Source organism: Kitasatospora sp. NPDC041917, assembly GCF_055589745.1.
Genome location: NZ_JBVJBI010000006.1, coordinates 30862 through 46291 on the forward strand (window position 1 = coordinate 30862; position 15430 = coordinate 46291).

Sequence of the window (15430 nt, forward strand, 5' to 3'; positions counted from 1 at the left end):
GGGGGAGACGGCGAACGGCGGGGGTTCAGGCGGCGAAGGGCTCCGGGAGCCCGGCGGCACGGCGCAGCGAACCGTCCCGGACCAGGCCGGCCACGGCGGCGATGTCGCCGTCCATCCGCCGGTCGCGGTCAGTGAACGGGGCCTGCTCGCGGATCAGTCCGTGCACCTTCTGGAGGGTGGGCGAGGCCTTGCGCAGGCCGCGCAGCTCGACCGCCTGGGCGACGGCGAGCAGGTGGATCGCGGTGACGTCGCGGGCGAGCTCGACGACCGTACGGGCGTCGCGGGCGGCGATCGTGCCCATGCTCACCTTGTCCTGGTTGTGCGCCTCGGTGGAGCGGGAGAACAGTGAGGCGGGTACGGCGGTCTTGAGCGCCTCGGCGGTGATCGCGGAGGCGGCGATCTGCATGCCCTTGAAGCCGTGGTGGAGCCCGGCGTGGGCGTCGGTGTCGGCGGCGGGGGCGATCAGGTTGGGCGGCAGGCCGCGGCTGAACTTGGGGTCGACCAGCAGGGCGAGCTGGCGGTCGAGCAGGTCGGCGGTGTTGGCGACGGCGGTCTTGAGGCCGTCCATGGCCTGGCCGACGTGGCCGGCGTAGAAGTTGCCGCCGTGGTGCAGCAGGCCCTCCTCGGTGTCGAACAGCGGGTTGTCGGTGGAGGAGTTGACCTCGGTCTCCAGCCAGGGCCGCACCCAGTCCAGGGTGTCCCGCAGCACGCCGGTGACGTGCGGGGCGCAGCGCAGCGAGTACGGGTCCTGGATGCGGTGCTCGTGGGTGAGGAAGCCGCGGTCGCCCAGGCGTTCCTGGCGGTCGAGGATGCCCCGGTAGTCGGTGGCGAGTTCGGAGCCGTCGAGCAGGGCGCGGATCGCGGCCGCGGAGGCGAGCTGGCCGGGGTGCGGCTTCTGGCGGTGCAGGAACGGGTGGAAGTGCGAGGCGTTGCCGTGCAGCGCCTCCACGGCGAGGGCGGTGGCGATGTCGGCGGCGGCGGCGAGTTCGGCCGCGTCGTGGGTGGCGAGGACGGCGAAGGCGGAGGTGAAGGAGGTGCCGTTGATCAGTGCCAGGCCCTCCTTGGCGGCGAGCACCACCGGTTCGATGCCCTCCTCGGCGAGTGCCTCGGCGGCCGGGCGGATCCGGCCGCGGTGCAGCACGTCGCCCTCGCCGAGCAGGGCGTGCGCCAGGTAGCAGAGCGGGACCAGGTCGCCGCTGGCGCCGAGCGAGCCCCGTTCGGGGATGAGCGGCAGGATGTCGGCGGCCAGGTGGCGCAGCAGGGTGTCGACCACGACGGGCCGGATCGCGGAGGGGCCGCGCCCCAGGCAGTTGGCGCGGATCAGCTGGACGGCGCGGGCGACCTCGGGCGCGGCGGTCGGGCCGGTGCCGTTGAGGTGGTAGGTGATCAGGTTCCGCTGGAGCGCGGCGGCGCGGTCGGCGGAGATCTGCCGCCCGACGGAGTCGCCGAATCCGGTGGTGATGCCGTACAGCGGGATGCCGCGCGCCAGCCAGTCCTCCTTGAGGGCGACGGAGGCGGACATCCTCCCGGTGGCGGCGGGGGCGAGGACCGGTCCGGCGGTGCCGGGGCGGGCCCGGGCGACGGAGACGATGTCGGCGAGGGTCAGGTCGTGGCCGGTCAGGGCCAGGGGACGCGTGGTGGGCATGGGTCCTCGTTCCTGGGCGGAGCGGGCGGTCCGGTCGGAGGGGGCGGTGTACCGGCTGGCCCCAAGTCTCGGGATCGGACAGGTGTTCCGTCTTCGGGCGTCGGTACGGACCGGATCCCGTCCCAACGGCCGGGCGGCGGGCGGCGACCCGGCCCAACGGACGGGCCGTCGGACCGGGTCGCCGGGGCGTCCGCCGAGCCCCGTCACCACTCGACGGGCAGCGCCTTCGGACGCAGTGTCAGCAGGCCGCCGAGCCATTCGACCTCCTCGGCGGGCACCGCGAGCCGCAGCGAGGGCAGCCGGCGGGCCAGGGTGCCGAAGGCGACCTGGAGCTCCATCCGGGCGACGCCCGCGCCGGGGCAGTAGTGGGCGCCGTGGCCGAAGGCGATGTGCTTGGGGTCGGCGCGGGTGAGGTCGAGCCGCTCGGGGTCGTCCACCCGGCGGAGGTCGCGGCCGGCCGCGTGCATCACCGGGATGACGCCCTCGCCCTTGGCGACCGGGGTGCCGGCCAGCTCCAGGTCCTCGGTGGCGACCCGCATGAAGCCGATCTCGGACGGCGGGGCGTAGCGCAGGAGTTCCTCGGTCGCGTTGTCCAGCAGGTCGGGGCGCTCGGTGAGCAGCCGCCACTGGTCGGGGTGGCGCAGCAGCTGGTACAGCGCCCGGGAGACCGCGCTGACGGTGGTGTCGTGGCCGGCGACCAGCAGGTTGATGCCGAGCCAGACCAGCTCGCGCTCGTCGAGGCGGTCCTCGTCGTCGCGGGCCGAGATGAGGGTGGAGAGCAGGTCCTCGCCGGGATTCGCGCGGCGTTCGGCGACCAGCCCGGCGACGTACGCGGCGGACTCCTGGCGGGCGGCGAGCCGCTCCTCGGGGGTGTGGGCGGTGATGGAGACCAGCCGGTCGGTCCACTGCTGGAGCAGCGGGCGGTCCTCGACCGGGGCGCCGACCATCTCGCAGATCACCCAGACCGGCAGCACGGCGGCGAAGTCGTGGTGCAGGTCGGCCGGTCGGGGACCTTCGACCAGGCGGTCGATGAGCTCGTCGGCGATCTCGACCACACGGGAGCGCCAGCGCTCGGCCTTGCGCGGGGTGAAGGCGGGGGAGATCAGCCGGCGCAGCCGGGCGTGGTCGGGGCCCTCCTGGTTGAGCAGGTTGTACGGGTTGTCGGAGAAGTCCTCGCCGGAGACGGTGCGTACGGCGCCCGGCTCGCGCAGCGCGGCCCGGGACAGCCGCTGGTCGGAGAGCGCGGAGACGACCTCGTCGTAGCCGGTGACCAGCCAGGCCTGGTCGCCGCTGGGCAGCCGGACCCGGCTGACCGGGCACTTGGCGCGCAGTTCGGCGAACTCGGCGGGTGGCTCGCCGTAGGGGGAGAGCGGAAGGGGGTAGGCGGTGAGGTCCTGGTCGGTCATCGGTCTGCCTCTCGGTGGGATCGCCGGGGTCGTGGTCCGGCGGTCGTGGTTCCGGTCGTGGTTCCGGTCGGGGTGCGGGTGCGGGCGCGTGATCAGGTGGTCGGGGCTTCGGTCAGGCGGCCGGTGTCCGGGTCGGGGGCGGGCGCCGGGCCGCTCGGGGGGCTCGGGGGCGTGGCGCCGGTGGGGCGCCGGCGGGGTGCGGCGAGCAGCCGTACGGCCGGGAGCTCGACGTACCGGTGCAGGAGCCCGGCGAGCAGCCAGGCGGCGGTGAACGCGCCGAGCAGCAGCGCGGCGGCGACCGGGGTGGTGAAGGTCCGTCCGGCGCCGAGGGCGCGGTGGCCGTGGTCCAGGATCAGCCGGTGGACCAGGTAGAAGGCGAAGGTCCAGCTGCCGAGGGTGACCAGCGGCCGGGAGGTGAGGAAGGAGCGCCGGCCGGCCACGTCCCGGGCGGCGAGCGCGGGCAGCAGCAGGGCGATCGGGACGATCGCGGGGGTGGTCAGCCCCCACAGGAACGGCAGCTGCTTGGCCAGGAGTTGGGCCGGGATCAGGAGCAGGGCGGCGGGCAGGGCGCCGATCGGCAGCCGGCGGCCGGTGAGGACGATCCGGGCGAGCAGGATGCCCAGCACGAACTCCAGCAGCCGCACCGGCGGGAACACGTAGACGAACCAGAACTGCCACACCGAGCCGGAGCCGAAGGGCAGCGGCGGACGGTCCGGCAGCAGGGCGGAGGCGGCCGGGACGAGCAGGACCGCGGCGATCACCCCGGCGGTCCAGGCCCAGAGCCGTTCGGGGCGGATCTTCCGGATCCAGTGCACCAGCAGCGGGAAGGCGGCGTAGAAGAAGATCTCGCAGGAGATCGACCAACTGACGTCGTTGAGGCTGGAGAAGACCTCGCGGTCCGGGTTCCAGGTGTGCACCAGGAACAGGTTGGGAACGGCCTGGCGGGCGGTCGCGGCGTGGCCGGCCACGGCGAGCAGCACCAGTGCGGCGGCCCAGGTGAGCACGTGCAGCGGGTAGATCTTGGCGGCCCGGCGGCGCCAGAAGCCGCGGGCACTGTGGTCGGGGCGTGAGCCCCAAGTGATCACGAAGCCGCTGAGGACGAAGAAGCAGCTGATCGCGGTCCAGGCGCCGTTGGCGACGAGCCAGGCGTAGGCGTCGGCGACCCCCGCGTCGCCGAACGGTTTCTCCATGTCCGCGTGGAAGGCGAAGACCGGGACCACGATCAGGAATCTGACGCCGGTGAGCGAGGGCAGGCGGGGACGTCTGACGGATTCGGGCATGGGTGGGCAACTCCCCCGTGGGTAGGGCCGATATTTCTAAGGTTCGGCAATTATCAAACAATAGGAAGTCAACTCACGGAGACGCAAGGGGTGTTGGGGGTCGCGTGGCGCGGAGATTGTTTGACGCTAGATGATTTGACTGCTACGTTCAGCCCACTTGATTGAGATGCAGACGATTGTCTGCCAGATGGATTGGGAGAGGGCCGATGCCGGACACGGCGCCCCGCACCCTCGGCGCGCACAAGGGGTTGGCACTCCTGGTGCTCTGCGCCCAGCTCTTCCTCGACTCGATGGACGTCTCCCTGATGGGTGTCGCCCTGCCGGAGATCAAGCAGGACCTCGGCCTCGGGCCGGAGACGCTGCAGTGGATCATCTCCGGCTACGCCGTCGCCTACGGCGGCTTCCTGCTGCTCGGCGGCCGAGCCGCCGACCTCTTCGGCCGGCGCCGGCTGTTCTTCTGGGCCACCGCCGTGTTCGCCCTCGTCAGCCTCGCCGGCGGGCTCGTCTCCGACGGCACCCTGCTGGTCGTCAGCCGCGTCATCAAGGGCGTCGCCGCCGCCTTCATCGCCCCCGCAGCGATGTCGATCATCACCACCACGTTCAAGGAGGGCCCCGAGCGCACCCGCGCGATGGGCATCTTCTCCCTCACCGGCGCCAGCGGCTACGCGGCCGGCCTGGTGTTCTCCGGCGTCCTGACCGAAGTGCACTGGCGGCTCATCTTCTTCGTCCCCTTCGTCGTCGCCTCGCTCGTCCTCGCCGTCACCAACTACGCCGTCGCCCCCGACCAGGCGCGCACCGGCGAACGGCCCGGCTTCGACGCGGCCGGCGCGCTCACCGCCACCGCCGGCGTCCTGCTGCTCGTCCTCGGACTCGTCCGCGCCCCCGAAGCCGGCTGGGGCTCCGCCGCCACCCTCGGCTCGCTGATCGCCGCCGTCGTGCTGCTGGTCGTCTTCGTGGTCATCCAGCAGCGCCGCACCGACCCGCTGCTGCCACTGCGGATCTTCCGCTCGCGCACCCTGTCCACCGCCAACACCGTCGGCCTGGTCTGGGCCTGCGCCACCATCGGCTGGCAGTTCATCGCCCTGCTCTACCTCCAGCAGGTGCTCGGCTACAGCGCCCTCCAGGCGGGCCTGGCGATCGTCCCGATGGCCGCCGCGATCCTGCTCGCCGTCAACCTCGCGCCCAAGCTGATCAACCGCTCCGGGCTGCGCCCGGCGGCCGTCCTCGGCCTGCTCCTCCAGGGCGGCGGCATCCTGCTGTTCCTGCGCACCGGCACCGACAGCAACTACCTGAGCGTCCTGCTGCCCGCGCTGATCGTGCACGGGCTCGGCAACGGCACCAGCTTCCTCGCCTTCAACATCGCCGCGGTCGGCGGCGTGAAGAACGAGGACCAGGGGCTGGCCACCGCGCTGGTCACCGCCGCCCTCCAGCTCGGCGGCGGCATCGGCGTCGCCGTCGGCGCGGCGGTGCTCACCGGCGTCGGCGGCGCCTCGCCCTCGCTCTCCGCGTACCACTGGGCCTTCCTGGTCGCCGCGCTCTTCTCGGCCGTCGGGCTGGTCGCCGCCGCCCTCGGGCTGGGCGCGCCGAAGGGCGGGGACGCCGCGCAGGCGCCGCCCGCCGAGGATGCGCCCGCCGAGGCGCAGGCCCTGGCCGCCGATCTCCAGGAGGGCCGGGCGTGACCGCCACCCGGCCCGCCGCCGCCACCGCCGCCACCGCCGTCGAACGCCTCACCCCGGACGACCCCCGGCTCTCCTGGGACGGCATCAGCGGCCTGGCCCGGCACGAGGACCGCTGGATCCCGCTGCGCCTGCCGCTGGACCGGGTGGCGACCACCCTCTCCGCCGACTTCGCCCGCCTCGCCCGACTCCCGGCCGGCGCCCGCTTCGGCCTGCGCACCGACGCCGTCGAACTGGTCCTGGAACTGGACGCCGAACCCGGCAGCGCGCCGTTGGACGTGGTGGTGGACGGCGTCGTCGCCCACCGGTGGCACCCGGTGCCCGGCCGCCACCGGCTCGCCCTGCCGCTGCCCGCCGGCGCGAACGGCCCGGCCGAGGTGGAGATCTGGCTGCCGCACCTCAGCCGCACCTGGATCGGCCGGCTCTCGCTGCACGGCCACCGGGTGCTGGAGCCGCTCGAACGCACCGGCCCGCGCTGGATCGCGTACGGCAGCTCGCTCACCCACGCGATGTTCCCGCACGGCCCGTCCGAGAGCTGGGTCTCCCTGGTGGCCGTCCGGCACGGCTGGCGGCTGCGCAACCTCGGCTTCGCCGGGGAGGCGTACCTGGACCCGCTGGTCGCCCGCGTCCTGCGGGACACCCCGGCCGAGCTGATCACCCTGGAGATCGGCACCAACGCCTACATCCGCAGCGTGTTCACCGCGCGCAGCTGGGGCTCGGCGGTGTGCGGCTTCGTCGAGACCGTCCGCGACGGCCACCCCGACACCCCGATCGCGGTGATCGCCGCGCTGCCCTCGGTGGAGCGGGAGAAGGCGGTCAACGCCGCCGGGCTCACCCTGGAGGGCATCCGGGAGCTGACCGGCGAGGCGGTCCGGGTGCTCCAGCGGCTCGGCGACCGGCGGCTGCACCTGGTCGACGGCCGCGAGGTGCTGCCCGTCGCCGAGGCCGACCGGGTCTACGCGGACGGGCTGCACCCGACCCCGGACGGCGAGCACGACCTCGCCGACCGGGCCGCGCCGATCCTCCGGCGGTTCCTGCCGGGCTGACGGTCGGTCCTGCCGGGCCGACGCCCGGCTCCTGCCCGCCCGGCGTCCGGCTCTTGCCGGGCCGACGGTCGCACCCGGCCGGGCTGATGTCGCACCCGGCCGGGCTGACGTCGCACCCGGCCGGGTTGGCGTCCGGCTCCGAACGACGGTGCCCCGACGGGACGTTCCCGCCGGGGCACCGCCGTCTGCCGGGGCCCGTCAGACCGCAGCGGTCCGTGCGGGCAGCCGGGGCACGGCCGCCAGCAGCTGCCGGGTGTACGGGTGCTCGGGGGAGCGGAACACCCGCTCGGCCGGGCCGTACTCGACCGCCCGGCCGTCCTTCATCACCAGCACCCGGTCGCTCACCTGGCGCACCACCGCGAGGTCGTGCGAGATGAACAGCATCGCCAGGCCCAGCTCGGCCCGCAGCCGGGCCAGCAGCTCCAGCACCTGCGCCTGCACCGAGACGTCCAGTGCCGACACCGGCTCGTCGCAGACCAGCAGCCGCGGCCCGGTGGCCAGCGCCCGGGCGATCGCCACCCGCTGGCGCTGCCCGCCGGACAGCGAGCGCGGCCGCCGCTCCAGGTGCTGCTCGCCGAGGCCCACCTGGGTCAGCAGTCCGACCGCCCGCTCCCGCCGCGCCGCGCCGCGGGCCACCCCGGCGACCGCCAGCGCCTCGGCCAGGATCCGCCGGACGGTGAAGCGCGGATCGAAGGAGGCCAGCGGGTCCTGGTGGACCAGTTGCACGGCGGCCCGGGCCGGACGGCGCTCGCGCTCGGGCAGCGCGCTCCACGGGCGGCCGTCCAGCAGCACCTCCCCGGCGTCCGGGGCCAGCATGCCCATCACCAGCTGGGCGGTGGTGCTCTTGCCGGAGCCGGACTCGCCGACGATGCCCAGGGTCTCGCCGGGCGCGAGCGCGAACGACACGTCGGCGACCGCCTCCCGCAGGCCGCCGTCCGGGCTGCGGTAGCGCTTCACCAGGCCCCTGGCGGTGAGGAGCCGGTCCTGCTTCTGCTCCTGGTCCTGTTCCTGCTTCCGCTCCTGCGCGTCGGCCGCCGGGGACGGCCCCGGCCGGTCCGGATCGGGCGCGGCCGCCAGCAGCATCCGGGTGTACGGGTGCTCGGGTGAACCCAGCACCCGGTCGGCCGGTCCGCTCTCCACGATCCGGCCGTCCTTCATCACCGCGATCCGGTCCGCCAGCCGGGCCACCACCGCCAGGTCGTGGCTGATCAGCAGCAGGGCCGTCCCCTCGGCCTTCAACTCGCCGAGCAGATCGAGCACTTGGGCCTGCACCGTGACGTCCAGCGCGGTGGTCGGCTCGTCCGCGACCAGCACCCGCGGCCCCGCCGCCAGCGCGGAGGCGATCAGCGCCCGCTGACGCAGCCCGCCGGAGAGCTGGTGGGGGTACTGCCGGGCCCGTTCGGCCGGCTCCGGAACCCCGACGTCGCGCAGCAGCTCCTCGACCCGGTCCGGCACCTCGGCCTTCGGCAGCACCCGGTGGGCGAGCAGGGGCTCGCCCACCTCGGTGCCCACCCGGCGCAGCGGGTCCAGTGCGGACAGCGCGTCCTGGAGCACCAGTGCGACGGTGCGACCGCGCACCCGGCGCCACTCCCGCTCGCCGAAGGCGGCGGCGTCCCGGCCCTCGACCAGGAAGCGCTCGGCCCGGACGGCGGCACCGGGCGCGGTCAGTCCGACCAGCGTCCGGGCCGTGACGCTCTTGCCCGAGCCGGACTCCCCGACCAGCGCCAGGCACTCGCCCGCCGACAGCGACAGCGACACCCCGGCCACCGCCGTGGTCCGCTGCCTGCCGTGGCCGAACTCGACGCTCAGGCCCTCCAGTTCGACGATCGGGCTCATGACGTCCGTCCTTCCAGGCGGCGGTGCAACTGACGGCCGAGCACGGTGATCGCGACCACCACGGCGGTGATGGCGGCCCCCGGGAACACCGCGATCCACCAGGCGGTGGACAGGAAGTCGCGCCCCTGGGAGAGCATCGCCCCCCACTCCGGGGCGGGCGCCTTGGGCCCCAGCCCGAGGAAGCTGAGCGCCGAGCCCGAGACCACGGCGGTGCCGACGGCCAGCGTGGCGGGCACCGTCAGCGGCCCCAGGGTGTTCGGCAGCACGTGCCGCAGCACCACGGCCGCCCGGGGCACCCCCAGGGCCGTCGCGGCGCGCACGTACTCCGAGCCGCGCACCACCATCGCCTGCCCGCGCACCAGCCGGGCGAACCCGGGGGTGGCCGCGATCGCGATGGCCAGCAGCGCGTTGCCGGTGCCCGGACCGACCACCGCGATCACCAGCAGCGCGAGCAGCAGTTCGGGCAGCGCCAGGAGGACGTCCACCGCGCGCATCGCCACCTGGTCGCCGATCCGTCCGGACAGCGCGGCCGGCAGGCCGACCAGCAGACCCGCCAGGACCGACAGCGCCGTCGCGCCGAGCCCGATCAGCAGCGAGTACCGGGCGCCGTGCACCACCCGGGCGTACACGTCCCGGCCCAACTGGTCGGTGCCCAGCCAGTGTTCTGCCCCCGGCGGGGTGAGCGCGGCGACCGGGTCGGCCGCCGTCGGGTCGGCGTGCGCGAGCAGGGCGGGCCAGGCGCAGGCCACCACCGCCGCCGCCAGGACCAGCGCGGCGAGCAGCACTCCGGGCCGCACCCGGGCCGCCCGCCCGCCGCCCGAGCGGACCGCCCGGGCGGCGGGCCCGGCGGCCGGCGCGGCGTCGGCGTCGGGGGCGGGAGCGATGCCGGGGGCGACGGGGCCGGTCATGCCGCCACCTCCCGCACCCGGCCGGCGCCGCGCAGCCGGGGGTCGATCAGCAGATAGAGCGCGTCCACCGCGGTGTTCACCACCAGGTAGACCGCGGCGGACAGCAGGATCAGCCCGATCACCACCGGCAGGTCGTGCCCGGTGACCGCGTCCAGCGCCACCCGGCCCAGACCCGGCCGGGCGAACACCGTCTCCACCAGGACCGTCCCGCCCAGCAGCCCGCCCACCAGCCAGCCGCCCAGCGTGACCGCCGGCACCAGCGCGTGCCGCAGCGCGTGCCGGCCGCGCAGCGCCAGCGGGCCGATCCCGCGCGAACGGGCGGTCAGTGCGAACGGCTCGTGCAGCGCCGACTCCAGCCCCTCCCGCAGCACCTGCGAGAGCAGCGAGCCGAACGGCACCGCCAGGGTCACCGCCGGCAGCACCAGCGACTGCCAGCCCTCCGCCCCGGCGACCGGGAACAGCCGCAGGTGGAAGGAGAACAGCGTGAGCAGCAGGACCCCCAGCCAGAACGGCGGGGTGGAGATCGCCAGCAGCTCCGCCCCGGAGGCCGCGCCGCGCACCGCCCGTCGCCGCCCGGCCGTGGTCACCGCGGACACCAGGGCGAACACCAGGATCAGCCCGAACGCCGTCAGCGCGAGCCCCGCGGTCGGGCCGAGCTGCTCGCCGATGATCCGGCTCACCGGCTGCTGCTGCTGGTAGGAGCGGCCGAGGTCGCCGCCCAGCAGCCGGCCCAGGAAGGTCAGGTACTGCTCGAACAGCGGGCGGTCCAGCCCGAACTCCCGGGTGATCTCGGCCCGGACGGCCGCCGAACCGGTGGTCACCGAGCCGCCGAGCAGGGTCGACACCGGGTCGCCGGGCACCAGGTGCAGCGCCAGGAACCCCAGGGTGGCCGCGCCCCAGAGCACCAGGACCGCACCGCCCAGCCGGTGCAGCACCGCGCGCGCGACCCGTGTCACTTGTTCTTCCAGACGCCGGCGAACTGCGGCCACGCGTTCGCGTCGGACACCAGGCCCCGGACGAGCTGGGTGTGCCCGATCAGATTGGTGGTCACGTACAGCGGCAGCACCGTGCCGTGCTCCACCGCCCACCGCTCGGCCTTGGTGTAGTCGGCCTTGCGGGCGGCCGGATCGGTGGTCGCCGCGCCCGCCGTCAGCCAGCCGTCGAGCTCCGGGTCCTTGCTGAGCGACACGTTCTGGCCGCCGGCCGCCGGGGTGTTGGAGGAGAGGTAGAAGCCCGCCAGGATCGCCGGGTCGGCCCGCACCCAGGAGTTGTCCCACAGGTCGTAGTCGCCGCTCGCGTAGATCTTGAAGTAGGTGCCGTTGTCGATCGAGTCGCGGACCAGCTCGACCCCGGCCTTCTTCAGGTCCGCCTGGATGCCCGCCGCCAGGGTGTCGCGCTGGTCGCGCACCAGCGAGGCGATGTACGGCCAGTGCAGGGTCAGCCGCTTGCCGTCCTTCACCCGGTAGCCGTCCGCGTCCCTGGCGCTCCAGCCGGCCTCGTCCAGCAGCTTGCCGGCCGCCGCCGGGTCGTGCGGCAGCGCGTCCTTCAGCCCGGCCTCGTACGCCGCCGGGGTGGTCGGGCTCAGTGGGCTCCAGGCGCGCTCGTACTCGCCGAAGTAGATGCTCTTGACCAGCGCGTCCACGTCCACCGACCGCTGGACGGCCCGGCGCACCCGCTCGTCCTGCAGCGGCCCCCGGGTGGTGTTCAGGAACAGCGAGTAGACCACGCCGGGGTTCTGCGTGCGGTTCACCTCGATGCCGGTGGCCGCCCGCACCGTGCGCACCGCGGTGACCGGCAGCGTGGCCGCGTCCACCTGGCGGCTGGTCAGCGCGCCGCTGCGGACCGAGTCCTCGGGCAGGAAGCGGATCGTCAGCCCGTCCAGGTACGGCGCGCCCTGGTTCGCGGCGCCCTCCGGGGCCCAGGCGTAGGCGTCGTTGCGCTTGAACTCGACGTGGTCGTTCTTGACGTACTCGGTCTCCTTGAACGGCCCGGTGCCCACCGAGTTCTCGCCGCCCGCGCACAGCTGGTCCGCCTTCTCCGCCAGCGACTTCGGCGAGGCGATGCCCAGGTACGGGGTGGCGACCGCCTGCAGGAACGGCACGTACGGCTCGGCGAAGGACACCCGGACGGTGTGCGGGTCCACCACCTCCGTCCCGGTGTACGGGCCGAGCAGGCTGGCCGCGTACAGCGACTTGGTCCTCGGGTCCTTGACGTGGTCCAGGTTGGCCTTCACCGCGGCCGCGTCGAAGACCGTGCCGTCGTGGAAGGTGACGCCCTCGCGCAGCTGGAAGGTGTACGTCCGGGCGTCCGGCGAGATCTGCCAGGACTTCGCCAGCCACGGGTGGAAGGCGCCCTTGTCGTCCAGGTACACCAGCGAGTCGAAGACGTTGCGCTGGATCACCGCCGTCACGTCGCCCGGGCTGACGTGCGGGTCCAGGCAGGACGTGCCGACCGCCACCGCGTACTTCAGGGTGCCGCCGCGCACCGGGGCCCCCTCGGCGCCCGCCCCCGGCCCGGCCGGGCCCGCCGAGGAGCAGCCGGCGAGCAGGACGGCCGCCAGACCGGCGGCGGGCACGGACGAGGGGACGACGAACGGACGGCGGACGCGCCGGGCGGCGGGCACGGGTCTGCTGGGCATGGGTGACTCCTTGGTGGTGCCGGTGGAGGGCGTACGGGACCGCCGCCGGGCGCGGGCGCGCACGGCGGGGGAAGGGGGAGAGGAGAGAGATGGGGCGGATCCTGCGTCGGATCCCGCGTCGGATCCGCTGCCGGGCCTCGCCCGGGCGTCGGGCCGAGGCGCGTCAGGCCGAGGTGCGGCAGGGGGCGCCGGGCACACCGGTGCCACGGGCGCGGTCGAGGGCGCGACATCGGCCACGGCTGCCCGGACCACCCGCCGACGGGGCGAGGCCCCGCGCGGCCGGTGTCCTGCCACCGCTGCTGTGCACTGCGGCCTCCGATGCCTGCGCGTTCGCCCGTTTCGCGCACCAGGGTGCCCGCTACCGGCGGTTCCTGGCCACCGCGGCGTTCCACCCAGTGGAAGACACCGTCCGGCGGGGCGCGTCACCCGGGGGAAGACCCCCTCCGGGGGCGTGTCATCCGGCGGGGTGCGCTCCCTCCGCGGCCACCGAACGCGCGACCTCGGCCGCCATCAGCCGCCCCGCCTCGCGCAACCGCCCCTCGTACCGGGCCGGATCCACCGGTGAGGCCACCACCAGCCCCAGCGCGGCCAGCAGCGAACCGTCCGGATGGAACACCGGCACCGCCACCGCCCCGTACGCCGGCTGCATCTCCCGACGCGCGTACCCCACGCCCCCGCGCCGCACCGCCGCCAGCTCCCGGCCCAGCCGGCCCGGCGCCACCACCGTGTACCGGGTGTGCCGCGCGCCCGCCGCCGACAGACCCGCCGCCACCTCCCGGACCAGCGCCTCCGGCGCGTGCGCCAGCAGCACCCGGCCCACCGCCGTGGCGTGCAGGTCCATCCGCCCGCCCACCCGCACCTGGAACGGCGAGGACTGCGCCGCCGCACTCGGCAGCCGGTCCAGCAGCAGCGCCGAACGGCCGTCCAGCGCCGCCACCAGCGCGGTCTGCCCGGTCCGCTCGTGCAACTCCCGCAGGGCCGGCTGCGCCAGCTCCCGGATGCGGCGCAGGCACGGCGCCAACGACCCCAGCGCCCACAGCCGCCGCCCCAGCCGGTACCCGCCGTCCCGCTGCCGTTCCAGCGCGCCCCAGGCGACCAGTTCACGCACCATCCGCAGCGCCGTCGGCGCCGGCAGCCCGGTCTGCCGCGCGATCTCGGCCAGCCGCAGCGACTCCCGCTCCCCGTCGAACGCCTCCAGCACCGAGAACACCCGCCCGGCCACCGAGCGTCCCCCGGCCTCCCCCGAATTCCCCGCCACCCGCCCCACCCTCCACCGCCACCGCCGCCCACATCCCGTCACCCGCCCCAACGCCCGCGCCCGGCACGCGGATTCCGCGGTGCGGGTTCCGCGTACCGCGGCCCTGCGCGAGGCCGCTCGGCGGAACCGGGCCGGCGGAACCGGGCCGGGCGGCCTAGAGCAGGCAGTCGGCGGTGGTGAGGACGGCCCGCGTCTGGTGGGCGAGTTGCTCCTGGACGGGGACCCAGCGGGCGCCGAAGCGGTGGCGCAGCCGGTCGAGGCTGTCGGTGACGACGGCGCGGGCGCGGTCGCGGGCGGCCTCGGCGGCGGGGTCGCGGGCGTCGGCGAGCAGCCGCAGCAGGACCGACGCGACCCGCAGCGGCACGCGGGCCGCGACCAGGCCGGCGGTGGTCACCCGGGAGGCGGTGAGCGGCTCGGAGCCCCAGCGCTCCAGCCACTCCTCGGCCACCCGCGGGGCGGCCGCCAGGCTGAGCTCGACGGTGCGCAGCAGCGGGCCGAACGCCTCGTGGCCGTAGGCCTCGTACTGGTGCGCGGCGACGCCCGGGAGCAGGGCGGCGAGCTCTTCGGCGCGCGCGGTGAGGTCGCGGGCGGCCGCGGCGAGGGTCTGCGCCCCGGCCGGGTGGGGACGGGCGTCGCCGACCGCGTCGACGGCCCACATCGGGACCTCCAGCACCGCGCTGACCGCGCCGTACCGGGCCGCGTACGACCAGGTGGACAGCTCCGGCTCGTCCGGCAGGGCCCGGGAACCCCCGGTGCCCGGGGCCGGCATCAGATAGGTGCCCGGGTCCGGGCTGGCCCAGCCGATCGCGTCGTAGGAATCCACGTCGAGCGGGACGCCGGCCCGTTCCGCGGAGCGCGCGAAGCGCCCGGCCAGGCCCCGGACCGGGCGGGTGAGCTGGACGAACGCGCCGCCGAAGTCCACCCCGTGCAGCGAGCACTGGAGGAAGGGGCGCAGCTCGTCGATCAGGCCGGTCAGCGCGAGGCTCTCCGGCATCGGCGGGCGGCCGGAGCCGGGGGCGGGCAGCAGTTCGGGCTGCTCCTCGAAGGAGGGGCGGAAGAAGTGCTCGTAGTGGCGCCGCATGGTGAGCGGGCCGTCCAGCCAGCCGGCGTTGAGCGCGGCACCGTCCGGGTCGAGGCAGAGCAGCAGGTGCCAGGAGACGCCGGGGCAGGCGGGACGGTCCAGCAGCACCTCGGCGAGCCGGACGGTCCCGGCGGTGCCGATCGGCTCGTTGGGGTGCGGGCCGCCGACCACCAGCACCGCGCGCGGCCCGCGGTCCACGGAGAGCAGCATCAGCGGGCGTCCGGCCCGGGAGCGGCCCACCTCGCGCAGCCGGCAGCGGTCCGGGTGCCGCAGGGCGAGCCGGCGGGCGGCGGACTCGGCCTGGGCGGGCGTGGGGTAGCGGGCCGGCCGGTTGTCGAGGGGCCGGAGGGGGCGGATCCGCCGACCGGTGTCGGTCATGGTTCTCCTAGCGCCGGTCGTACGGCCGCCGGGGCGCGGGCGTGCGGGTGCGCCGCCGGGCACGGCGTGCGGGCGGGGGACGGGGACGGGGACGGGAACGGGAACGGGGCGGGAGCACCGCGCGGGCCGGGACGGGGGCCGAGCGGAGCCGGGACGGGGCCTGGCGGGGGCGGACAGGGCCGTGCCGGAGCGGCCCGTGGTGAGGGAGGGTCGCGCCGGCCGGAAAACCGAGAGGGCCGAGCGTACGACTCAACTTCCTTGTCCGGAAGGGGGGCAGA

At 75.3% G+C, this 15430-nt stretch carries 11 protein-coding genes; 2 read left to right on the forward strand and 9 right to left on the reverse strand.

Annotation, left to right across the window (positions count from 1 at the left end; translation table 11 throughout):
- Nucleotides 1-25: 25 nt before the first annotated feature.
- From ACZ6EM_RS08975 to ACZ6EM_RS08985, 3 genes are all read right to left on the reverse strand, one after another.
- Nucleotides 26-1645: an aromatic amino acid lyase gene (locus tag ACZ6EM_RS08975; protein ID WP_465772134.1), complete on the reverse strand. Its 1620-nt coding sequence runs from the start codon at nucleotides 1643-1645 to the stop codon at nucleotides 26-28.
- Nucleotides 1646-1848: 203 nt separating this feature from the next.
- Nucleotides 1849-3051: a cytochrome P450 gene (locus ACZ6EM_RS08980; RefSeq protein WP_465772135.1), complete on the reverse strand. Its 1203-nt coding sequence runs from the start codon at nucleotides 3049-3051 to the stop codon at nucleotides 1849-1851.
- Between the two features lie 92 nt (nucleotides 3052-3143).
- Nucleotides 3144-4331 (reverse strand): acyltransferase family protein, encoded by a 1188-nt coding sequence (locus ACZ6EM_RS08985; RefSeq protein WP_465772136.1) that lies wholly within the window; start codon nucleotides 4329-4331, stop codon nucleotides 3144-3146.
- Between the two features lie 206 nt (nucleotides 4332-4537).
- Between ACZ6EM_RS08985 and ACZ6EM_RS08990 the strand changes: the two genes are divergently transcribed.
- Together ACZ6EM_RS08990 and ACZ6EM_RS08995 are read left to right on the forward strand one after the other, a co-directional pair.
- Complete coding sequence (locus ACZ6EM_RS08990) at nucleotides 4538-6010, forward strand: MFS transporter (RefSeq protein ID WP_401052237.1); 1473 nt, start codon at nucleotides 4538-4540, stop codon at nucleotides 6008-6010.
- Nucleotides 6007-7053 carry an SGNH/GDSL hydrolase family protein gene (locus tag ACZ6EM_RS08995; RefSeq protein ID WP_465772137.1) on the forward strand — a complete coding sequence of 349 codons (1047 nt, stop codon included), beginning with the start codon at nucleotides 6007-6009 and terminating at the stop codon, nucleotides 7051-7053. Before ACZ6EM_RS08990 ends, ACZ6EM_RS08995 begins: the two co-directional genes overlap by 4 nt.
- Before the next feature lie 198 nt (nucleotides 7054-7251).
- On the opposite strand, the gene ACZ6EM_RS09000 is transcribed toward ACZ6EM_RS08995, so the two are convergent.
- The 6 genes from ACZ6EM_RS09000 to ACZ6EM_RS09025 all read right to left on the reverse strand — a co-directional run bounded on the left by ACZ6EM_RS09000 (nucleotide 7252) and on the right by ACZ6EM_RS09025 (nucleotide 15152).
- Nucleotides 7252-8889 carry a dipeptide ABC transporter ATP-binding protein gene (locus ACZ6EM_RS09000; RefSeq protein WP_465772138.1) on the reverse strand — a complete coding sequence of 546 codons (1638 nt, stop codon included), beginning with the start codon at nucleotides 8887-8889 and terminating at the stop codon, nucleotides 7252-7254.
- Complete coding sequence (locus ACZ6EM_RS09005) at nucleotides 8886-9797, reverse strand: ABC transporter permease (RefSeq protein ID WP_465772139.1); 912 nt, start codon at nucleotides 9795-9797, stop codon at nucleotides 8886-8888. The genes ACZ6EM_RS09000 and ACZ6EM_RS09005 overlap by 4 nt, the downstream gene beginning before the upstream one ends.
- Nucleotides 9794-10753 carry an ABC transporter permease gene (locus ACZ6EM_RS09010; protein ID WP_359908091.1) on the reverse strand — a complete coding sequence of 320 codons (960 nt, stop codon included), beginning with the start codon at nucleotides 10751-10753 and terminating at the stop codon, nucleotides 9794-9796. Before ACZ6EM_RS09010 ends, ACZ6EM_RS09005 begins: the two co-directional genes overlap by 4 nt.
- On the reverse strand, nucleotides 10750-12435 hold the full coding sequence (locus tag ACZ6EM_RS09015) for an ABC transporter substrate-binding protein (RefSeq protein ID WP_401054376.1): 1686 nt from the start codon (nucleotides 12433-12435) through the stop codon (nucleotides 10750-10752). The genes ACZ6EM_RS09010 and ACZ6EM_RS09015 overlap by 4 nt, the downstream gene beginning before the upstream one ends.
- A gap of 454 nt (nucleotides 12436-12889) precedes the next feature.
- On the reverse strand, nucleotides 12890-13693 hold the full coding sequence (locus tag ACZ6EM_RS09020) for an IclR family transcriptional regulator (RefSeq protein ID WP_465772140.1): 804 nt from the start codon (nucleotides 13691-13693) through the stop codon (nucleotides 12890-12892).
- Between the two features lie 154 nt (nucleotides 13694-13847).
- Complete coding sequence (locus ACZ6EM_RS09025) at nucleotides 13848-15152, reverse strand: M14 family zinc carboxypeptidase (protein ID WP_465772141.1); 1305 nt, start codon at nucleotides 15150-15152, stop codon at nucleotides 13848-13850.
- Between the last annotated feature and the right edge of the window lie 278 nt (nucleotides 15153-15430).